Consider the following 21,814-nt stretch of genomic DNA (forward strand, 5'->3'; position numbering starts at 1 on the left):
TTAAGCAACCAAGTTGCCTTTTCTAAACTTTGGTATTTCTCCAAGTTTTTCATCTTGGAAATCATCAAAGCTTAGAAAATCACCGGCTTGAGTTCTGAGTTTAGACTTTGAACAAAAAGCTTGAAACTGAGCGATGAAAAGTAAAAACTCTCCGTTTTTCATCAACCCTAAACTTTAAACCCTAAACCCCAGCAAACCCATGAACCCAACACAATTGAGTTACGAACTCCGCAAAGGCAGCAGCCCCGATCTAGAGAGACGCCGTCAGATCATCGGCTTGTCCATGTTAGGAGCGGCGATCGGAGAAGTCATCACCCTATATCAAACGGGGGTAGTCAAAGAGCTACCTAGCCTACCTGGCCCACTTTTTGATGCCAATAAAGTCGATGCTTCTAACTACGCCTACAGCCGGTTCAATAGCCCCGACGGACCACTAATGACGGTTAACTACGGCATTACCGCTTGGCTAGCCTCGATGGGCGGCGAAAACCGAGGGCGAGAGCAGCCGCTGATTCCTTTAGCGATGGGGGCTAAGCTCTTGTTTGACGCCTTTCTGACTGCGGAATTGGCACGAGAGGAATGGGCAGAAAACAAGGCTCTATGTGAGTACTGCCAAGTAGCAACGCTGGCAACGTTTGCGTCACTTGCGATCGCAATACCAGAGATAACCACCGCCGTTCAAGCCCTGCTCGCAAAGACTGACTAAACCAGTCTCTGGAATGATCCCATCATGCCGTGCCACATTGGCCAACAGTGTAAGCACGGCTTTAGGCCAACACACAATTACGGTAGTTGGTACCAGTTGCCTATTTCAACTTCAGGAAAACGAGACACCAGTAATTTCTGCCCAAGGATAGGTAAAAAACAGAAGCTTTAGCATCAAATTAAGACACACTAAGAAGAGAAAGGTGTGGTTATGGTCTCTGTTGAGTTTAAGCTGTTCGCTCCCTACAACAAGGGCGCAGTTTTGACTAGTTCCTTTACCAAAGGGAAAGACATCCCTATGGAAAAAGGAGAAGACGGCTATTTTCGCACCCAAGTTGACTTAGATGATGGTCACTACGACTACAAGTTTCGGGTTCAATCTAAAAGCTTTTTTCTAGAACCCGATCAGTGGATTGAGGTCATTGATCCAAGAGCTAGTCACGTAGACGAAAGCAATCAAACCGCTGTTTTGCATGTTAAGGACGGCGAACCTATAGTTGACGATTATGTTTGGCATCACGATGATAAAGCACTGCCACAAAACGAAGAGCTGATCATCTACGAGGTTCTGGTTAGCGATTTTTCTGGCGGAGAGGATGATTCCGATCTGCGTGGGCAGCTTAAGCATATTACCGAAAAGCTCGACTACCTCTGCGATTTAGGGATAAATGCCATTGAGCTGATGCCGATTCAGGAATTTCCTGGTGAGCAGGGCTGGGGTTACAATACTCACCATTATTTCGCAGTAGAGTCGGCCTATGGCAGCAGCAAAGACTTTAAACATTTAGTAGATGAGTGCCATGCTCGAGGCATTCGAGTCATTCTAGATATTATTCTCAACCATTCGGGCTCTGAGGCTCCGCTGACAAAAATTGACTATAACTATTGGTACCGAAGCGAACCTAAAGACCCTGAGCAAAGTTGGGGACCAGAATTTGATTACGATCACTACGACGAAAACTTGAATCTATGTCCCGCTCAGGAATTCGTCAAAGACGTCCTGCATTTCTGGATTACGGAATACCACATTGACGGCTTCCGATTTGATGCCGTCAGCCAAATGGGCCACTTTGACTTTCTGGGACAGCTTACTGAAGAAACAAGCAAGCAGGCTCAGCCCAAACCCTTCTACAACATCGGAGAACTCATTCCCGAATCTCCCGATGCCACCAATTTAGAAGGCCCCCTCGATGCCTGCTGGCGCGATGGATTTCTGCACCAGCTGCTGCCTGTGCTGTGGGGAGATGAGACCAGTATAGATACCGTTAAGGAGCTAATTGATGCCAAGCAGTCAGGCTATTTAGGGGCTGTCAACGCCATTAACTATCTCAGCAACCACGACCACGATCGCTTAATGGTGCAGCTCGCCAACCATGAAATCTTTGACGAAACCGCCTTTAAGCGAGCGAAACTAGGGGCCGTTTTGGTGATGACTGCTATGGGCGTGCCCTTGATCTGGATGGGAGAAGAGTTTGGGGCCCACCAACCCAAAACCCTGGAATCAGCCAAAATTGATTGGACACTGCTGAAGAACGATCGCAACCATGACCTGATGCAGCACTACCGAGGTCTGATTAATCTTCGCAAAGACAACTATGCCCTGCGCACCGAAAATGTAGAGTTTTTCTACGAGGATCCAGATTCTAAAGTGCTGGCCTATATTCGCTGGAACGATGAGGGATCTCGTGTTGTTGTTGTCATCAATTTCTCAGACCAATATCTAGCTGACTACGAAGTTAAAAACTTTCCCCAGGGAAATACCTGGCACGAATGGATTAGCGACTACGATATCGAAGTGCATGATGGTGTTTGGATAACAGATTTACCCGAATACGAGGCAAAGGTACTGGTCTAAAGAGTTGCCGTGAAGGAAACGACTGTGGTCCGAGTGACTGATTGAGCCTCTCTGACCTTGACAGACACAGTGACAGACTCAAGGACTTAGATTTTAGTAGAGGGTACAAGGGTGTGGCAAAAAAGATCTTTTTTGCCACACCCTTGCCAGTGAAGCAGAACCTTGAAACCTACGCCTGAGGTGTGGCATTGCTGCTGCTGCTTATTCCCCCTTAGGAAATAGGCAGATACTTCTTAAGGAAGACGAAATAGGCTGGGCTAGTCACTAGACTCCTGGTAGAGCAAGTGTTCCCTGGTAGCCATTCCACAGAATGCTTTGTGCTGAAGGCTCTAGTCAGATCTTGATCAAAGTGCCATAGCAATGACTATCAATCTCTGGTTGAGAGGCGGCCCCCATTTGCAAAATTTTGGAAGCTGAGCATTGTGCCTGTGTCACAACGGGCAAGAACGGAATGGCGATTCTCTAAGTAGCAACGGTGACGCCTTGTTCCAACGCTAGAAAATATGGCCCTTAGCTTTGACAACCCATGGGTTTTTCCCGTTTCCCCTTAAGGGACGTACGTGCAAGGGCAACATTTCAGTGGTTTCGAGCAGGGTTAGGCGTTGGGGACCGGTAGAGCGCTAAGGGTTGACAGTATAGTTTTGTACCTAAGAGGCAGTATGGAAACACGAGAAACTCAACAAAATCAGCAGGGTGGTGATGTTCCCTATCCAAATATTCCACCGCTGATTGACAGTCGCGCCACCGAATATCATGGCACCGGTATCACCAGCACCGTAGCTATTTTGGGCCACCCAATTCATCCGATTATTGTAATTTTCCCAGTTGCATTTCTCAGCGGCGTAGCTGGTGCTGATCTGGGCTACTGGCTAACCAAAGGCGAGTTTTGGGCACAAGCTTCGATTTGGCTGTTGGGGGTGGGTCTGCTATCTGGGGTGGCCGCCGCTATCACTGGCATGTTTGACTTCGTTCGTATTCCCAGGGCGCGCAAACGTCAGGCGGGCTGGTTGCACATGGGGCTAAACGTGGCAGTGCTGGTATTGAGCATTGGCAACTTTGCACTGCGGTTGGGCAACCCAGAAACGAATATTTTGCCAACTGGCTTAGTGTTGTCTTTGGTGGTGTCGGTGCTACTGCTGGCCAGTGGTTGGTTTGGCGGTGAGTTGATGTTCCGCCACAAGGTAGGGATTGTAGGACCAGGTGAAACCCACTTGTCCTGACGGAGTTGATATCGATTTATCTCAAGCTTAGTTTGACTGCCCCCAAATCCTATTGGGGCAAACCCCGTTTGATTTTAGAACGTTGCCTCTTTTGGTGTTGGGGGTGGTTGACTTCAAGATTTGGTCCGAGGCCCTAATTTAGGAAATGTAGAGATTTTTCATGGAGCTTAAACCACTTAACCAGCAGGTTGTCGTTGTAGTGGGGGCCTCTAGCGGTATCGGTCGCGATGCCGCCCTAAAGTTGACCCAGCGCGGCGCTAAAGTTGTCGTGGCGGCACGCAACGAGAGCGGCTTAGCGTCGCTGGTAAAAGAAATTCAGCAGCTGGGCGGAGAGGCGATCGCCGTCACAGCCGATGTCGCCCAATTTGAGCAGGTCAGCGCGATCGCCGATGCTGCGATCGCCAGTTTTGGCCGCATCGACACCTGGGTGCACTGTGCCGCCGCCGGCATCCTCGCCCCCTTCGAGACCATGACCATTGAAGAGTTTCGTCGGGTAATTGACGTTACCCTGATGGGTCAGGTTTACGGGGCCAAGGTGGCCCTGCCCCACCTCAAACAAGCGGGACGAGGTTCGCTGATTGCCATCTCGTCTATGGAGGGGCGACGGGCACTGCCGTTGCAGAGCGCCTATTCCACAGCTAAACACGGGCTGGAGGGCTTTCTCGAATCGCTGCGGGTAGAGCTGGAGCACGAGGGGTCTACCATCAATGTCACCAGCATTAAGCCAGCGGTGATCAACACCCCCTTCTACAACCACATGCGCACCAAAGTCGGCGTTAAGCCCACAGGCATTCCGCCCTACTACGACCCGAGCCTGGTCACCGATGCCATTCTCTATGCTGCTGAGAACCCAATCCGCGACTACATCGTGGGTGATGTCGGTCGCCTGCTTGACTGGGGCCAGCGGTTGTCGCCGGGGCTAATGGATGTTGCCCTCAACTACGTGGGCTTTCGCGGTCAGCGCACCGACGATCTGAAAGCTCCTCAGGCTCCAGACGGACTGTTTGAGCCAATGCCGGGCTATGAGCAGGTGAAGGGAGACTTTAATCACCTCACCGTGCCCAGTCTGTCGGACTGGCTGCTCAAGCTTATATTCGGGAACCGCGTCTAACTGACAGCAGAAAGCCCTCCGAGACAACGCTGAGGGACGGGTGGGCTGGTTGGCATAATCTGAACCCGTCCTCAGACCCAGTTTTATGGGGGTTCTGTTAGTCGCCCAGCCCCGTCAGCTCAAGCCCAGGGTTCTAGATTTTGTCTCAATTTAACCAATGAAGGAGATTTAGGATGAAATATCGGCAGCTGGGGGATAGCGACCTCACCGTTTCGGAGCTGGCCCTGGGGTCGTGGTTGACCTACGGCGGTGGGGTAGAGCGGCAGCAGGCGGAAGCCTGTGTGCACAAGGCCTTTGACGTCGGCATCAACTTTATTGACACGGCCAACGTCTACGGACGTGGAGCTGCGGAGTCATTTTTAGGAGAGGTACTGCGGGGGCGCGATCGCAGCTCCTACGTGCTGGCCACTAAGGTCTTTTTTCCTATGTCGCCAAGCGATCAGGGACTGTCGGCAGCGCAAATTCACAAACAGATCGACGCCTCTTTGCAGCGCCTGGGCACCGACTATGTTGATCTCTACCAGTGCCATCGCTACGATCCTAACACGCCGCTTGAAGAAACTATGGCCGCCCTCACCGAGGTGGTGCAGCAGGGTAAAGCCCGCTATATCGGCTTTAGCGAATGGAGCCCTGCCCAGATTCAGGCGGCGCTGGACCTGCCCAACGTCGAAAAGTTTGTCTCTAGCCAGCCCCAATACTCTATGCTGTGGCGGCAGCCCGAGGCCGAAGTCTTTCCCCTCTGTGCCGACCACGGCATTGGACAAATTGTTTGGTCACCCCTAGCCCAGGGGGTGCTCACGGGCAAATACAAGCCGGGGGCTACACCGCCTTCAGACTCCCGCGCTGCCAACGACAAAATGAATGGGTTTATGAACGAGCTGAAAAGCGATCGCGTTCTTAGTGCCGTGCAAAACCTCCAGCCCATTGCCCAAAAGCTCAACCTCTCCATGGCCCAACTAGCCCTCGCCTGGATTCTGCGCGATCGGCGGGTGACATCGGCGATTATCGGTGCAAGTCGTCCCGAACAGGTGGCCGACAATGCCGCTGCCTCTGGGGTGGATCTCAGCTCTGAAGTATTGCAGGAGATCGACGGAGTACTGGCTCCGGCCCTGCCGCAGGCAGCCAGGTCGTAAAGCGCTGAGTTTAGCTGCGATCGCCCCAGATCACTTCGCCCAACGGGGAATTGCGAATTCCTACCAAAGACTGACGGCGACGCCCAAAAAAGCTGGAACAATTCGTTAATAGATGGGGCTTTTATTAGTGCTTGATCAAGCCGATGGTAACGGGGTGACGGGATAGGGTTTAAGGTCTAGGGTTCAAGGCAGGTCATGAACCCTAGACCTTAAACCCTCTAATAACCTGTCACGTTTAGTTCGGCAGACTACTGGCCTCAAAAAAGTCTTATGCCGTTTAAATCCCGACCCTAAAATGCACGATAGCTGGATGATAATTGGGGGAATAACCTTCCTGGTTGCCCTGGGTAGCAGTTTTATTAGACCTCGAGATATCTCCTGGGGAAAGCGCCTCGATCGCCCCAGGTGGCTCTTCTTTGAACCCGCTATTCCGCTGATTTGGACGGTAATTTTTGCCTGCGGAGCATTCTCGGCCACCTACGTTTGGCAAGACGATCCGGGTAGTTCTAAAACCTGGCTGTTGATGGGTTTTTATCTATTGGTAGAAGTCATTACCGTCGCCTATATTCCTGCCACACTGTGGTTTAGAAGCCTGAAAGTCGGCACTGTGCTAGGTGGACTGGGGGTGGTTCTAGGCGTTGTGCTCACACTCATAGTTTTTCCGATCTCTGAGTTTGCTGCCCTGCTCCTTCTGCCCTACGTGCTCTGGAGCCCAGTTGGCACCTACACCACTGGCCAGATGATAGACCTTAACCCCAGCGCTGGCTAGTCGAGTAGTACCCTATGCAGACCTACGACATAATTTTGATCGGGGCTGGCCACAATGCCTTGATCTGTGCAGCCTATCTGCTAAAAGCGGGCTACTCGGTTCTACTGCTAGAAAAAAACTCAATCCCCGGTGGCGCCGCCACCACTGAAGAGATCATGCCAGATCAGGCACCAGGGTTTCACTTCAACCTCTGTGCGATCGACCATGCTTTCATCCATCTCGGGCCTGTTGTGCAGGAATTAGAGCTGCATAAGTATGGTCTGGAATACCTCTTTTGCGATCCGTTAGTATTTTGTCCCCATCCCGATGGCAAATACTTCTTTGCCCACAAATCGGTAGACAAAACCTGTCAAGAAATTGCCTATTTTAGCCCCAAAGATGCCCAGCGATATCGGGAATATATCGACTTTTGGCAGCGCCTAATTTCGGCAGTTGGACCTATCTTCAATGCGCCGCCTAAATCCCTGATCGATATTCTTGCCAACTACAGTCTGACCAATGTCAAAGACTTAGTTTCACTGCTTGGCTCCGACCGCAAAACCCTGGATTTATTTCGCACTCTGTTTACCAGTGCCGAAGATGTCATTCAGGAGCACTTTGACGCCGAATTTCTCAGGGCTCCTCTAGCCCGTATGGCCTCGGAGCTAAGTGTGCCTCCTTCCCAAAAGACCAGCGCCATCGGAGGCATGATGATGGCCATGCGCCACCATCCCGGTGTGGCTCGCCCTAAAGGCGGCACCGGCGCATTAACCGCTGCTCTGGTGCGTTTAGTCACCAGCCTAGGCGGCCAAATTTGGACTGAAAAACCCGTCACCAAAATCCTGATCGACCAGGGCAAAGCGGTGGGGGTGCGGGTGGCAAACGGCGAGGAGTATCGCGCCCAAAAGGGGGTGATTTCTAGCCTAGATGCCAAGCGGGTGTTTCTCCAGCTAGTTGATGCTGCCGATGTCGATAAGGCTGATGAAATATTGCGCGATCGCCTTCAGCGGCGGGTCACCAGCCACAACGACGCCATTATGAAAATCGACTGTGCCCTGTCTGAGCTGCCCCGCTTTGAGTATCACCAGCACCGCGATGACTACTGGACTGGGGCCGTTTTGATTGCCGACTCGATTGATCACGTGGAGCTAGCCCACAGCGATCCCCACATTGGCCGCATCCCCGACGAAAATCCCTCGATGTATGCGGTGATTCCCTCCCTGCTTGACCCCTCCCTGGCTCCGCCCGGACAGCACACCCTTTGGATTGAGTTTTTTGCGCCCTACGCCATTCAAGGGGCAGAAGGCACTGGCCTGATGGGCACCGGCTGGACCGAAGACCGCAAACAGCAGGTGGCCGATCGCGTACTAAATAAGCTGGCCACCTACGCCCCCAACCTCAAGTCGTCCATTATTGCTCGCCGGGTCGAAAGCCCCGCCGAAATTAGCGATCGCCTTGGTGTCGAAAAAGGCAACTATTACCATTTCGATATGACGCTAGATTTGATGATGCCTTTTCGCCCCCTGCCAGAGATTGCCAACTACCAGACCCCTATTGAGCAGCTCTTCTTGACTGGGGCAGGCACCCATCCCGGAGGTTCCATCTCGGGCATGCCGGGCCGCAACTGCGCCCGCCAGTTTTTACAGCAGCAAAACCCCTTAGGTATTTTCGGTCAATGGCTTTCTGGAGCGTGATGCTAGATCGCCTAACAATGGCATCCCTTCCCTGAGGCTCTACCCGAGGTAAAAAAGCCTGCTGAGGTTTTGACTCAGCAGGCTTTTTTACAAGAATCGCGGCTGTACCCGATGGTCCCTATGGACGGCGTTACCAGCTGCCTAACCACAACCATGCCCAACATTCATATAAAATTTGGGGAGTTGATGGCAGCACGCGTTATGAAAGTTGATGTAGTTGGGCATGCTAAAGCAACCGTTTGTCAACTACCGAAATGTTTATTCAACGCGAAAAAAATGTCATGCTGTGGGGCGCTACCCTAGTAATCTCAACCGGTATCCTCTTGGGCGGCGGCGCAGCGCGGGCTAAAAATCAGGCCTGCGCCCAATCACAGATAATGCCTGGGCACTGCCTCAGCGAATCCCCCAAAATGCAAGTGGCACAGGGCATGCTCGCTGGCGCTTTTGCCAGCGGTGGCGCGCTAATGATGATCGAACTGGGCAAGATTGCCAAACGTTAGACGGTCTAGATATTCACCTTTACAGAACCCTAGCCGTTTGGTAGCCAGTGAGCCAGCGACAGAGCCGCACCCAATGCGGTTGCCGCCAGTTGCCGCCAGGCCCATCATCGCTAGGAGCATAGCAACCGTAGCTGCCGCATTGTTGTAGAGCCAAGCGCTCTGCATAGGTTGCTAGATGCCGCCCCGCCCCTTTGGGTTGGGGCGCGCCCCGTCATTTTTCGCTATTCTGTTTTTTTGCCATACCGTCTCCGCAGACGATCGCTCAGCTAACACGCAGAACATTGCGCTGCGAAGATTGCCCATCACTAAAAACTTTGTGGCCATGAGCCCGTTGAAGGCTATCTGAGGCGCTCAATTCGGCAACTAACTTCAGAGGGTAGCTACTATATCTCAGCAGTTATTTAAACAGCGGAATAAACAGAAAAAAACTCCCGGTAATATCGTGGGAGTTTTTTGATCCGTCATACAGAGGAAGGGCACGATCGCATCCTTCCTCTAACTAATCTATGCGGGGATAAGCACAGTATCGATAATGTGGATGACACCATTATCGGTGGGCACGTCGGCGGTGGTTACCGTCGAGTCATTGATTTTTACGCCGCTAGAAGCATCGATTTTAACATCGGTGCCCTGGACGGTAGTAGCGGTCTTGAGCTTAGAGACATCCGCAGCCATCACCTTACCGGAGACGACGTGGTAGGTGAGAATTTCTTTCAGCTTGGCCACGTCTTTGAGTAGCCCGTCGACAGTGCCTTCTGGCAGTTTAGAAAAGGCTTCGTCAGTGGGTGCAAAAACGGTGAATGGGCCTGCACCTTTGAGGGTATCGACTAAGCCAGCGGCTTTAACAGCAGCCACTAGAGTAGTGAATGAACCGGCGTTTACGGCGGTATCTACAATGTCAGCCATGGGGTTGTTCCTAGATTTGTTACTAGTTAACTAAGGTCATCTGTCACGGATGAGCGGCTAACACTTCGAACTATAACAGATCTAGATCTAACGTGCCGTGGATTCAATGTTTTAGACCTAAACTTAGGCAGATTTTTTTCCTTAACCGTGATTTAAAACAAATTGATAAAGCGCGATCGCTATACCTGGTCTAGGGTCTGCTAGTGGGTAGGGCAAGTATAAGCGTGCTGTAAAAAGGCGTGGATTTGAATTGTTCGTATAGCCTGACCCAAACCATAGCGGCCTTAAGGGACGTTTAAGTATTCCTGCTCCTTATAGCAAAAGTGAAGCTCCGCTTAAATTCTCTTTAAGAAAGGGAATACCTACTCTTTTTGAAAGGAGCAAGGGAGATTATTAGGTGGCCAAAGCTACAACAAACTGCTCTTTAAACGCCCTTCTAGGAGAAAGCTGAACAGCGACTACCCCTTAGTCAAACAATCCTTCTACAGTTTGGCGAAAGACAATGAGAGCGTGGGTATCTTGAAAAGGTTTCAGGGCTTCGATCAGCTGATCGGAGATGTCAGCAGTAACAAGGGTTTTAAGCTCAATGTTGGTGTTATAGCCAGCGATATCGCCCATGCGTCTGCCATGGCTGCCAGCGCCCTGGGCAGGCACCAGGGTGTAGCCCGAGACCTTAAGCTCCGTAAGCAAACTAATCAGCCGATTTTGCAACACGGCTTCGCCAATGATAGTGACGAGGGTGCCTTTGGTTAGAGAAGATGACATATTCACCTCTTAAAAATGGTGTTTGGAAACTGGAGTAGAGAGTTAGGGGAGAAACCCTAACCCCCGGTGCAAGCTAATGAATGCCTATCAAGCTGGGCTGGCTTGATCGAGTAGATGGTGCAATGTCTGGCCTTCGATCGCCTCGGTTTCCAGCAGCTGCATGGTGATAGTCTCCATCAGGTCGCGGTTGTGGCGAATGGCTTCTAAGGCTTGCTGGTGAGCGGTTTCGACAATGTCTTTGACCTCGCGATCGATCGCCTGGGCAGTTTCTTCACTCATGGTGCGGCGACCGCTGGCTCCCTGGTCAAGAAACATCGGGCGTGACCCCTGCTGATAAGCCAGTGGCCCCAGCACCTTGCTCATGCCAAAGGCGGTTACCATCTGCTCAGCTAGATCCGTTGCCCGCTGCAAATCGTTGGAAGCTCCGGTGGTGATGCTGTTGAAGACAATTTCTTCCGCCGATCGCCCCCCCAGCAGAGTAGCAATCTGTCCCCGCAATTCAGCTTCATCCATCAAAAAGCGGTCTTCGGTGGGCAGTTGCAGGGTATAGCCCAGGGCCGCCATGCCCCGCGACACGATAGAGATTTTCTCGACTTTGCCGCTGCCCGCCATGAGAGAACCCACCAGGGCGTGGCCGACTTCGTGGTAGGCCACGATTTTCTTCTCTTTGTCGTTGAGCACACGGCTTTTTTTCTCTAGCCCAGCGACTACTCGCTCGATCGCCTCGGCAAAGTCGGCTTGGGCTACAGCCGGACGATAATTACGGGCGGCCAGCAGGGCGGCTTCGTTGACCAGGTTGGCCAAGTCGGCTCCGGCAAAGCCGGGGGTGCGGGTGGCGATCGCCTTCAAATCCACATCCTCCCCCAGTTTCACCGTCTGGGCGTGGATGCCGAGAATGGCCTCACGACCGGAGAGGGCGGGGCGATCGACTAGCACCTGACGGTCAAACCGACCGGGGCGCAAGAGAGCTGGGTCGAGAATTTCGGGCCGGTTAGTGGCTGCCAGCACAATCACCGTGGCATCTTCAGGGGCAAAACCATCCATCTCTGAGAGCAGCTGGTTGAGGGTCTGCTCGCGCTCATCGTTGCCGCCGTACATGCCGCTGCTGCTGCGCGACTTGCCGATCGCATCCAATTCATCAATAAACACAATGCAAGGGGCTTGTTTTTTAGCCTGCTCAAACAGGTCACGCACCCGCGACGACCCTACCCCCACAAACATCTCCACAAACTCAGAGCCTGAAATGCTGAAGAAAGGCACCCCGGCCTCCCCGGCGACGGCCTTCGCCAGCAGAGTTTTGCCGGTGCCCGGTGGTCCGACCAAAAGAACACCCTTGGGAATGTGCGCCCCAATTTGGGTGTAGCGCTCCGGTGTTTTGAGAAAATCGACGATTTCCACCAGCTCGGTCTTGGCTTCGTCTACCCCGGCTACATCAGCAAAGGTGATTTTGGCGGCTTCGCCCTCCACATAGACCTTGGCCTTGCTCTTACCGATGGAGAGCATGCCCTGGGGGCCACCGCCGCCACCACTGCGACGGAGGAAAAACTGCCAGATGCCCACAAAGATCAGCGGCGGAATCACCCAGCTCAGCAGGCTGCCCACCCAGCGATTTTTGGGCGGAGCCGTGGCGGCAAACTCGACACCGTTGGCTTCAAGGGTTTTGGGCAGGCTCAAATCAAAGATGGGAGTGGTAGAGAAGACCTGCCCGGCCTCCTCGTCAGCCACGGGCTTGAGCTGATACTGAATCTGGTTTTCGCTCACCTGCACCCGCGCCACCTCGCCCTCCTGCACCTGGTGAATAAACAGGCTATAAGGCACACCCGGAATCTTCGGCCCGAGGATGCTGGGCAAGATGAAGCTGGCCGCCAGAAACACGACGCCCAAAATCAGAAAAATATTGTTGAAGAGGCGAAACTTTGGCGGCGTCGGCTTGTCTTTGATGGGCATTTTGGCAACCTGGCAATAGGACGGAGGGCTCTTTTAGAATGACGGTCTGAGGTTTGATTTCGAGTTTGAATTGATGAAGAGGGACACTAAAGTTTAGGCACCCAAAAAACCATCACCTCAAAGGTTAGAGTGATGGAAGCATGGAAAGCTTTAGTGTTGCCCAGCTGTGTAATCTTTCTTTGTTGCCTTAGAGGTAGGGTGGGCACTGCCCACCGCTAGAAAATAGGGTTGTAAAATCCTGCACCAAATAGCAGACTAGATAACCAAGTACGCGTCCCAACTAGTTTTAAGGCTGAGCTAGGCGAGGGCGACAAGTTCATCTGTCAAAAGAGTGAAATAACGCCGACCACAAAAACTTATGCAGAAGAGTCACAGCGTTTAGAATCTTTTTTGGACTTCTTAACCCCGCTAGAATCCGCCTTCGGTTTCTCTATTGCCTTTCTTTTCCTTACCCACAACCATTACCTAATCTAAAGACTTAAACATCACTATCCAGGTTGATATTTGCAATCTCCACAGGTTCTTGCCCGCACAGGGCAAAGGCTAACCCTACAGAATTTTGCAATTCACTTAAAAGCGCATGGAATTTAACGGGGTGTTAAAACCTAGTTCGGCACCTACGCTGGTTGCCTCGCAACGGGTAGCGTTGTCGCCGGATAGCTTCAGTCTAGTTGGTATTGACTGGCTTTAACCGATCGCCAATCAATCATTGAGAAATGCCAGGGCTCAAACCTCCACTCCAGGGCTCTGGCTGAGCGGGATCGTAGGTGCACCTGCGATTGCCCACGTAGGCCTTAGCCAGGCGCGCAGATCCATGCCCCAGGTCAGCAAAATCGCGCTATATAGAGGGGGTTGAGCCGTCATACTGACCTAGACCCGCTCAGCGCAGTTATTAGACCGTGGCTTACCCCAGGTATGGCTCTCCCGCAACCCTTCCCCACCGACGACGATTCACCAGCCTCTGCCTTACCAGAAGAGATGTTTCCGGTGGTGGCCATTGGGGCGTCAGCGGGAGGGCTAGAGGCTTTTACCCAACTGCTGCGCCATTTGCCCACTACTACGGGTATGGCCTTTGTGCTGTTGCAGCATTTAGACCCTAGTCAGCCTAGCCTGCTGAGCGAGATCATGGGCCGCACCACCGCGATGCCGGTGCTGGAGGTGGTCGATGGGGTGGCAATCGCCCCTAACCACGTCTACGTCATCCCCCACAACACGGCGATGACGATTGTGGGGGGCGAGCTGCGGCTGCAACCCCGACCGCGATCGCGCACCGGCAACCGCCTGATCGACAGTTTCTTTAACGCCCTGGCCGAGGAGCGGGGGAACAAAGCCATTGGCGTGGTGCTCTCGGGGGCCGATGCCGACGGCACCCTGGGTCTAGAGGCGATCAAAGCGGCGGGGGGCATCACCTTTTCGCAGTCAGAGGCATCGGCACAATTTAGCAGCATGCCCCACATGGCGATCGCGACTGGGCAGATCGACTTCATTCAAACGCCAGAAGAAATTGCCCAAACCCTGGCCGGCCTCAGCGCTCACCCCTACATCACCAGCCTCAGCCCAGCAGAACTCGTGGCCCAGGACAAGGACCCAAACGCCACTGGGCTAGACACCATTCTCACCCTGCTGAAGCGGGTCACCAAAATTGACTTTGCCCAGTACAAGCCCAACACCGTCAAGCGGCGCATCTCTCGTCGCATGGCCCTGCACCACCTGGAGAGCCTAGAGAGCTACAGTCAGTACCTCCAGGCCAACTCCGAGGAGGTGCAGGCCCTGCACCAGGAAATTTTGATTGGCGTGACCAGCTTCTTTCGCGACGGGGAAGTGTTTACGGCCTTAGAGCAGACCGTGTTTCCAGCGCTGCTTAGGGAGCGCAACCCCGAACTGCCCCTGCGTATCTGGGTGGCAGGCTGCTCGACTGGCGAAGAGGCCTATTCCATCGCCATTTGCCTACTGGAGTATCTGAGCCGCCACAACATTAGCCCGCCAATTCAAGTTTTTGCCACCGATGTCAGCGAGCTGGCCATTGAAGTGGCCCGCTTGGGTTGGTACTCGCCCGTGCAGGTGAGCGACGTATCGCCAGAGCGGTTGCAGCGGTTTTTTGTGCCCGCCGACGGCGGCTACCAGATCAACAAAGTGGTGCGGGAGCTGTGCATCTTTGCCTGCCAAAATCTGATCACTGACCCACCCCTTTCACGCCTGGATTTAATTAGCTGCCGCAATGTGTTGATTTACTTCAGGGTGTCTTTGCAGAGCAAGGTGCTGCCCATGTTTCACTACGGCCTCAAGCCCGAGGGTTTTTTGCTGCTGGGGTCGTCGGAGACGACGGGGGAGTTTAGCCACCTGTTTTCGCTGGTTGACAGCCGCTACAAGCTCTACGCCAAGCAGTCGACGTCGCTGCCCTTGAACTTTGACTTTGACCCCACCACCTACACTCCCAGCCCCCAGCCCCCCCGACCCGAGCCCCCGCGAGAGCACACCTCAGAAACTGACCTCTATGCCCTGGCCGACCAAATGGTGCTCAACCGCTACGGCCCAGTGGGGGTATTGGTAAATGACCGGCTGGAGATCTTGCAGTTTCGAGGGCAAACGGGGGCTTATTTGGAGCCTGCCCCCGGTCGCGCCAGCCTCAATTTGCTTGCCATGGCCAAGGAGGGGCTGCGGCTCGACCTGCGCACGGCCCTCTACCAGGCCCAGCAAACCAGCCAGGAGGTGCAGCGGCGATCGCTGCTGATCGAAGCGGGTGATCGCCCCCGCCCTATTCAAATTGAGGTCGTGCCCCTCAGTCCTCAACCCGCTGACAAAGCCTACTATCTGGTGTTCTTCGCCGATTTGGGGTCAGACGGCACCGCCCCAAAAGCCGCCGTCCCCGTCACCGACATGGAAAATCAGTACCGGCAGGAAAACCTTGCCCTCCAGCAGGATCTCAACACCACGCGATCGCACCTGCAATCGATTATCCAAGAGCAGGAAGCCACCAACCAGGATCTGCGGGCCGCCAACGAAGAGATTCTCTCCAGTAACGAAGAGCTCCAGAGCACCAACGAAGAGCTGCAAACCGCCAAAGAAGAAATTCAGGCCACCAACGAAGAACTCAGCACAATCAACGACGAGCTCTACCGCCGCAACTCCGAGACCACCCGCATCAGCAACGATTTTCAAAACCTGCTCAGCAGCATCCACATTCCCATTCTGATGTTGGAGGACGACCTCAGAATTCGCCGCTTTACCCCCACCGCAGCAGCCCTATTTAACCTGATTCCCGGCGACGTGGGCCGCCCCCTGGGCGACATCAACCACCGCCTGGCAATCACCGACCTCGAGGCCCGCATCCTAGCGGTGATCAATACCCTAGAGCAGAGCAGCCAGGAGGTACAGGATCAGGAGGGCTGCTGGTACGACCTGCGCATTCGCCCCTATCGCACCCTCGACAACCGCATCGATGGGGCGGTGCTGGTGCTGGTGGATATTGATAACCTCAAGCGCAGTGCCGAGCAGCTGCGACAGGCCCGCGACTACGCCGACGCCATTGTGCAAACCGTGCGCGAGGCCCTGGTGGTGCTCACCCACGACCTGCGGGTGGTGACGGCGAATCGGCAGTTTTATCAAACTTTTCAGGTTAGCCCCGGCGATACTGAGGGCCAATTGATTTTTGAGCTGGGCAACGGCCAGTGGGATATCCCGCAGCTGCGATCGCTGCTTCACGACCTGCTGCCCCAAAACATGCAGATCGACGACTTTGAAGTGGTGCATAATTTTGAGACCATTGGCCCCCAAACCATGTGGCTCAACGCCCGCAAGATGACTCAAGTCAATGGTGACGATTTAGTTTTGCTAGCGATTGAAACCGTGCTTGAGCGCGCTGCCAATGAGGACTAGATGAAAATGGTTTGATTAAAGGTATGAAATGTATGGGTAAATCGCTAATAGAGCTCGAATGACAGCAAAATCCAACCTGCCATATCTAGTCGGCAGTAAAGTCTGCGAGGGTGGGCTGCGCCCTGAGAGCAGTATTTCTTCAGAGAAAATTAGACCTAATCCAAGCCCAGAAATAGAGTTTTTCCTAAGAGAAATCTACAGCTCCCGAGCTAGGCTGGCGATTGTAGAAAGACCGTCATGAACGCCTGACCTTATCCTTGCTGAAGAAGGCAAACTCAGTCCACCGGAGATTATACTCAGCAAAACATTTTGGTATGATATCTCCGACAGCAAGCGCTTTTTAGGCTGAAATCAAACCTCTGAGGAAGGTGCTGACAGCTACACTTTTTGGGATGACCGTCCATCCTCAGGGAGACTGACCCATGAGCATCTCTCACCAAATCGAGGCAGTCTACCAACGCGCCCTGCGGCTGCGTGAGCAGGCCACCACCAACCCGATCGACCCCGCCCTGCTAGAGCTAGCCCTCAAAGATCTTTACCTCGTGCTTGAAGAGCTCCAGGCCGTAGATGCGGAGCTGCACGAGCAAAACCAGATACTCAACAACACTCGCTATCAGGCTGACCTTGAGCGCCAGCGCTACCGCACCCTATTTGAGCTGGCCCCCGATGGCTACCTGGTCACCGATGCCAGAGGCAAAATTTACCACGCCAACCGAGCAGCAGAAGCCTTATTTGCGCTACCCCAGGCGGGGCTGGTGGGCAAACCCCTAGTGGTGCTGATCGATCAGGGCGATTGGTCAGACTTTCAGCAGCGGCTAGCCCAGCCTACCGAGCCCTGGGAAGCCACCCTCAAATCACGCCAGGGGGATCCGGTTAGGGTAGCGATCGCCACCAACTTCCTCAAAGACAGCCGCCTAGGCGGCACCACCATTCTTTGGTCGCTGCGAGATATTTCTCAGCAGCGTCGGGTAGAGCAGCAGCTCCAGGCGGCCCACGCCGATCTCGAAGATCTCGTTGCCGCCCGCACCGCAGAACTCACCCAGGCCAACGCTCAGCTGCGTCAAGATCTCAACGACTGCCGTCGGGGTGGGCCGCAATGAGTATCATGTTCAAGCGCATTGATGCCGTGCAGCAGCGGGCACTACTGCTGCACCAGCACGCCAGCGCGTCGCCTATTCAGCCCGAGGTACTGGCCCTGGCCCTAGCCGACCTCAGCCTGGTGCTTGAAGAACTGCGGGCCGCCCACGAAGAGCTGACTGAGCAAAATTTGGTCCTGGCCGACTACCGCCAGCAGTTAGAAATCGAGCGCCAGCGCTACCAAGACCTCTTCAATCTCGCCCCCGATGGCTACCTGGTCAGCGATACCAAGGGCATTATTCAGGCGGGCAACGTGGCGATCGCAGCCATGCTGCACCTACCCCAGGAGTTGCTGGTGGGTAAACCCATGGTGCTGTTTCTACCGATTAAGCACCGCCGCGCCTTCTATGCCATGTTGGCCCAGCTCAGCCGCGCCGCCCAGGCGTTGCCCACCAAAGCTTGGGAAACCAAGCTTTTGCCTCGGGATGGCCCGAATATTGATGTCGCTATTACTGTCTCCATCAGCCGCGAGGGCCGCGAAGCACACCTGCGCTGGCTGGTGCGAGACATTACTGAAAAAAAGCAGGCCGAGGCCAGAATTCACCACCAAGCCTTCTACGACCGGCTCACCGGCCTACCCAACCGCGCCTTTCTCGACACTTACCTGCCCAAGGTGCTGGCCCAGGCCGATCGCCAACATACTCAGGTAGCGGTGGCCTTTTTAGACCTCGACAAATTCAAAAACATCAACGACAGCCTGGGCCACGAGGTAGGCGACCAAATGCTGCACCGAGTAGCCCAGCGCCTAGCCCAATGCCTGCGCAGCGAAGACCTGCTGGTGCGCTGGGGTGGCGATGAGTTTGTTTTGGTACTCTCTCGGCTCACTGCGGCAGACTCGGTAGGGCGCACCTGCGATCGCATTTTAGAAAGCCTGGAACTCGCCTTCGAGATTGATGACCACCAGCTGCACATTGGCACCAGCATCGGCATCGCCCTCTTTCCCCAAGATGGCACCGACCCCACCATTCTGCTGCGCCACGCCGACCATGCTCTCTACCAAGCCAAAAACCAGGGCCGCAACACCTACCGTTTTTACCAACCGGGGTTGACCATCAAATGCTTTGACAATGGCGAACAAAGCCAGGAAAGCCAGTAGTTGCATCGACCCTAAACCCACAGACGTTTGCGATAGCTAGAGCTATTGCTTTATCCCTCACTTACTTGAAAAGTTCTGCACTCAGATCGAGTTATTCGAGCCCCATTGGGAGAAGGCGAATGAATTTCTAGGTAAGATTCTGAAGAAGCCTCGAATAAAACCCTCTCCTCTGGAAAGACAACGCGTTCGAAGCGGTATACCGCCTCACTTACTACCCGAATAATTTGTATATCTGTCGTATCGTTAATGTAATAACAAAGGATGGACGAGGAGACTTCACTTCTCAGCTGAGTGGGCAGTTTGGACTTTAGCAAAGACAGTATATAGGACATGGCTTTTAAGAAATCATATTCAACGTAGATGATTACCCATAAGCTTCTCACCAGGCTGTCTAAGTAAACGCATATTTTGTTTGATAACGTAGCTAATTTTTACATCTAAGCAAACAGTTTAATTAAACTCGGTCAGCTTAAAATGCAGGAAGTTCTTTTCACCCTGATCTCCCTCTTTTGGGAGAAGACTTTGGAGGCTTTCTCGGTTCTTTTTCTTGACACGAAGGTCTGAAGATATAGTTGGCTTTGCTCCCTTTATAAGTAAATTTTTCTACGGCTACACACTAGCAGTAAGCTGCTTTGCCCTATCTCTATGCTTGATAACCCAATCTTGTATGCCAGCTTTTTCGGTTGATTTTGCTAGACGAACCAAATTCCAAACTTCGTCAACCAACTTCTCAACATCGATAGGTTTGAGCAAGCAGTCTTCAACCACAGGAAACATTTTTTGGACAAATTTAGCCAGATAATAAGCAGAAACCACAAGAATGGGGATCGTCCGCTCTCGGTCTAAAGCTACAGCTCTAATTCTTTGAACCAGCGATGATGTATCTTCGTTAAAAAAACTAGATTCACAGATCAGAATATCGGGAACCAAATCGTCTAAAAGAGCTATGGCGTCGGCGATCGATTCAACAGGCGTTACCTGTGCACCGCAGATCTCAAACAAAACTTTGTAAAGATATCGGCTGTCAGCATCATTATCAACGACAAGGATCTGAACATCCTTGAGTAGACCAGGATTTGAAAGAGCTTGGCTTGAATCAGACATGCTATTGCCCTCTGTAATAAATAACCAAAGTGCAAAAATCGCCGAAAAATGCTGATTGATCTAGACCATAAACGCTACCGCATCTCCCAATAAAGGCATAGCTTGATGGCAATGGCTACAGCGCCAATACACCTGGTTCGATCGAGCATGGCGAAGTGGTGTATTTGAGCAGCAGGGGCACGATTGTCTAACCCCCACAGATCGCCTTTGAGCGATCGCGCTAACTTTCTCTAGAGTAGAAACCGATTGAGCAAGGGGGGTAGTCATAAAATTGTTCGTTCAGGTGAGTTGGCCTACTCAAAGACCCGAATTAGGTAGTCGAAATAAGCGCCCACCTCACCACTATCTTCGGCGGATAAGAGTGCGATCGCAACGGTTTTCATGGCGCGAATACTTTCAGCTATTCCTTCCATGGGGGTACCGAGGGAGTTGTACATTTGACGCACGCCAATCACGCCAATCTCTTCTAGGGGAGTGGTGTCTCCAGCGGCAACCCCGTAGGTGACCAGACGCAGGTAGTAGTCCATATCGCGCAGGCAGATAGCAGTCATATCTTTGCCGTAGGCGTTGCCGCCAGGGGCAACTAAGTCGGGCCGGTTTTGAAAGAGCTGGTTAGCCGCCTGTTTAACGATGCGATCGCGGCCATCGGCCAATGCCTGCACTAGCCGCACTCGCCGAGCACCGCTAGCGACAAAAATCTTGATCTGCTCCGATTCCCCTGGCGTGAGGTAGCGGCATTCAGCATCGGCATTAATAATTAATGTTTTAACAATGCTCACTTAATCACCTTTTTAATCTGCTTAACCACGGACAGCTTGATCTTGCGATAGCTAGGTACGGATGTATCTAATAGTTGAGGGATGAGCCTGGCTCGGAAGTGCAGGGAGGCCTATCAAAACCTCTCTTGCAATTGTGTTAGACAGAGGTTTTATTTCATGTGTGAGTTGTTTAAGGCTAGGGGATAAGCAAAAAACTTCAGTAAGCTTAGATTATTTGAGGTATAAATTTGTTGTTAACGGGCATAAAGCTGTAGCAATTCGAACAAATTGTCTGCGCTGTAGCCAGTGAAGCTTGAGTTAGAGCCGCCCAAGATTTAATGACCTTTTTTGGTGACTTTATAGTGCGGCAATTCTTGGTTGAGGTGTCCCAAGTCTTCTGGGGAGAGTCAGAGGTTCCCCGTCTGAACCCAGTTGAGTAGCAGGTTGAGCACCCGACCTGAATCTGCTCACCGGTACTGGCGCTGGCGCTTTGGAGGCGATCGCCTGCTCCGGCCCCGGCGCTGCTAAGTCCCTTGCAGAACTGTCCATGGATATAAACTCACCGCTTGCAGCAGTCAGTGCTCTCGGTAACAAAGCTTGGCCCGCTCAATCACCGCTAAAGTAACAATTTGCCCAGTGCCGCCAAAATAGAGTCCGCTTCGTTGCGTACCGAGTGCCGCACTTTCCACCCCTCGGTCTGCTCGACCATAACACTGTCCACCGCCTCATCCGACCTGGCCGACACCGTCCAACTGCCCCCCACGGCGCGGTAGAGGTTGTCTAAAATGCCTATAGCATTGGCGGCCTCGGCGATTTCATGGGTGATAGGCTGCCCCTCCAGCGCAAACAAGCTGCCCCTCAGAGTGAGCACCTCACGATGGGGAACTTTGCCGGTGACATAAGCCTTTTGCGCCGCCGGGTCAAGGATGGCACTGGTCAAGGCGGTCGGAGCAGTGCGGCCCAGACCGTGCAGGGGTTGGGTCATTTCGCTAGCGTAGTGGCCTAGGTGCTGAAGGCGCTCGTTGGTCAGTTGGACGGTTTTGGTTGTTTCCCCAGCGTCGTAGGAGACGATAGCTTTACCGAGCATGTCTCTACCTTTAACCATGGTGTAGAAGTCCTTTCTTAAGGGGGCGTTGATTAAACGAAGCCTATCCCTCTTTAAAGAAGGGTTAATGGCTAAAATTTTTGCTGAGAAACATTGGGGAATTAGGCCTACTCACGACAGAACTTATCTGCTGCTAATTCCCTTTTCTCGTAGA

At 53.0% G+C, this 21,814-nt stretch carries 18 protein-coding genes; 11 read left to right on the forward strand and 7 right to left on the reverse strand.

What is annotated here, in order from left to right:
• Entirely contained in the window at positions 1–162 is a 162-nt protein-coding gene (locus H6F75_RS14620; RefSeq protein ID WP_190753199.1) for a hypothetical protein, read from the reverse strand.
• A gap of 37 nt (positions 163–199) precedes the next feature.
• Between H6F75_RS14620 and H6F75_RS14625 the strand changes: the two genes are divergently transcribed.
• The 8 genes from H6F75_RS14625 (at position 200) to H6F75_RS14660 (ending at position 8,966) form a co-directional block, all read left to right on the forward strand.
• Complete coding sequence (locus tag H6F75_RS14625) at positions 200–706, forward strand: vitamin K epoxide reductase family protein (RefSeq protein WP_190753200.1); 507 nt, start codon at positions 200–202, stop codon at positions 704–706.
• A gap of 210 nt (positions 707–916) precedes the next feature.
• Positions 917–2,560 (forward strand): alpha-amylase family glycosyl hydrolase, encoded by a 1,644-nt coding sequence (locus H6F75_RS14630; RefSeq protein ID WP_190753201.1) that lies wholly within the window; start codon positions 917–919, stop codon positions 2,558–2,560.
• Positions 2,561–3,219: 659 nt separating this feature from the next.
• Positions 3,220–3,780: a DUF2231 domain-containing protein gene (locus H6F75_RS14635; RefSeq protein WP_190753202.1), complete on the forward strand. Its 561-nt coding sequence runs from the start codon at positions 3,220–3,222 to the stop codon at positions 3,778–3,780.
• 160 nt (positions 3,781–3,940) lie between these two features.
• Entirely contained in the window at positions 3,941–4,891 is a 951-nt protein-coding gene (locus H6F75_RS14640; RefSeq protein ID WP_190753203.1) for an SDR family oxidoreductase, read from the forward strand.
• A gap of 173 nt (positions 4,892–5,064) precedes the next feature.
• Positions 5,065–6,024, forward strand: a complete 960-nt coding sequence (locus H6F75_RS14645) for an aldo/keto reductase family protein (protein ID WP_190753204.1) — start codon at positions 5,065–5,067, stop codon at positions 6,022–6,024.
• A gap of 295 nt (positions 6,025–6,319) precedes the next feature.
• Positions 6,320–6,793, forward strand: coding sequence for a tryptophan-rich sensory protein (locus tag H6F75_RS14650; RefSeq protein WP_190753205.1), 474 nt, complete (start codon positions 6,320–6,322; stop codon positions 6,791–6,793).
• 14 nt (positions 6,794–6,807) lie between these two features.
• Entirely contained in the window at positions 6,808–8,466 is a 1,659-nt protein-coding gene (gene crtO / locus H6F75_RS14655; RefSeq protein WP_190753206.1) for a beta-carotene ketolase CrtO, read from the forward strand.
• Positions 8,467–8,720: 254 nt separating this feature from the next.
• On the forward strand, positions 8,721–8,966 hold the full coding sequence (locus H6F75_RS14660; protein ID WP_206754681.1) for a hypothetical protein: 246 nt from the start codon (positions 8,721–8,723) through the stop codon (positions 8,964–8,966).
• Between the two features lie 504 nt (positions 8,967–9,470).
• Here H6F75_RS14660 and H6F75_RS14665 read toward each other — a convergent pair.
• The 3 genes from H6F75_RS14665 to ftsH all read right to left on the reverse strand — a co-directional run bounded on the left by H6F75_RS14665 (position 9,471) and on the right by ftsH (position 12,584).
• Entirely contained in the window at positions 9,471–9,872 is a 402-nt protein-coding gene (locus tag H6F75_RS14665; protein ID WP_190753208.1) for a fasciclin domain-containing protein, read from the reverse strand.
• Positions 9,873–10,337: 465 nt separating this feature from the next.
• Complete coding sequence (locus tag H6F75_RS14670) at positions 10,338–10,637, reverse strand: hypothetical protein (RefSeq protein WP_190753209.1); 300 nt, start codon at positions 10,635–10,637, stop codon at positions 10,338–10,340.
• A gap of 87 nt (positions 10,638–10,724) precedes the next feature.
• Positions 10,725–12,584, reverse strand: coding sequence for an ATP-dependent zinc metalloprotease FtsH (ftsH, locus tag H6F75_RS14675; protein ID WP_190753210.1), 1,860 nt, complete (start codon positions 12,582–12,584; stop codon positions 10,725–10,727).
• Positions 12,585–13,499: 915 nt separating this feature from the next.
• Between ftsH and H6F75_RS14680 the strand changes: the two genes are divergently transcribed.
• The 3 genes from H6F75_RS14680 to H6F75_RS14690 all read left to right on the forward strand — a co-directional run bounded on the left by H6F75_RS14680 (position 13,500) and on the right by H6F75_RS14690 (position 18,693).
• Entirely contained in the window at positions 13,500–16,460 is a 2,961-nt protein-coding gene (locus H6F75_RS14680; protein WP_190753211.1) for a chemotaxis protein CheB, read from the forward strand.
• 422 nt (positions 16,461–16,882) lie between these two features.
• A complete protein-coding gene (locus H6F75_RS14685) occupies positions 16,883–17,560 on the forward strand; it encodes a PAS domain-containing protein (protein ID WP_190753212.1) in 678 nt (225 codons plus the stop codon).
• Positions 17,557–18,693: a diguanylate cyclase gene (locus H6F75_RS14690; RefSeq protein WP_190753213.1), complete on the forward strand. Its 1,137-nt coding sequence runs from the start codon at positions 17,557–17,559 to the stop codon at positions 18,691–18,693. Before H6F75_RS14685 ends, H6F75_RS14690 begins: the two co-directional genes overlap by 4 nt.
• Positions 18,694–19,302: 609 nt before the next feature.
• Here the strand turns inward: H6F75_RS14690 and H6F75_RS14700 are convergent.
• The 3 genes from H6F75_RS14700 to H6F75_RS14710 all read right to left on the reverse strand — a co-directional run bounded on the left by H6F75_RS14700 (position 19,303) and on the right by H6F75_RS14710 (position 21,660).
• Positions 19,303–19,797, reverse strand: coding sequence for a response regulator (locus H6F75_RS14700; protein WP_190753215.1), 495 nt, complete (start codon positions 19,795–19,797; stop codon positions 19,303–19,305).
• Between the two features lie 293 nt (positions 19,798–20,090).
• Positions 20,091–20,576, reverse strand: coding sequence for an allophycocyanin (locus H6F75_RS14705; RefSeq protein ID WP_190753216.1), 486 nt, complete (start codon positions 20,574–20,576; stop codon positions 20,091–20,093).
• Positions 20,577–21,171: 595 nt separating this feature from the next.
• On the reverse strand, positions 21,172–21,660 hold the full coding sequence (locus tag H6F75_RS14710; protein WP_190753217.1) for a hypothetical protein: 489 nt from the start codon (positions 21,658–21,660) through the stop codon (positions 21,172–21,174).
• Positions 21,661–21,814 lie beyond the last annotated feature (154 nt).

The organism is Nodosilinea sp. FACHB-131 (assembly GCF_014695395.1).
Lineage (GTDB): Bacteria > Cyanobacteriota > Cyanobacteriia > Phormidesmidales > Phormidesmidaceae > Nodosilinea.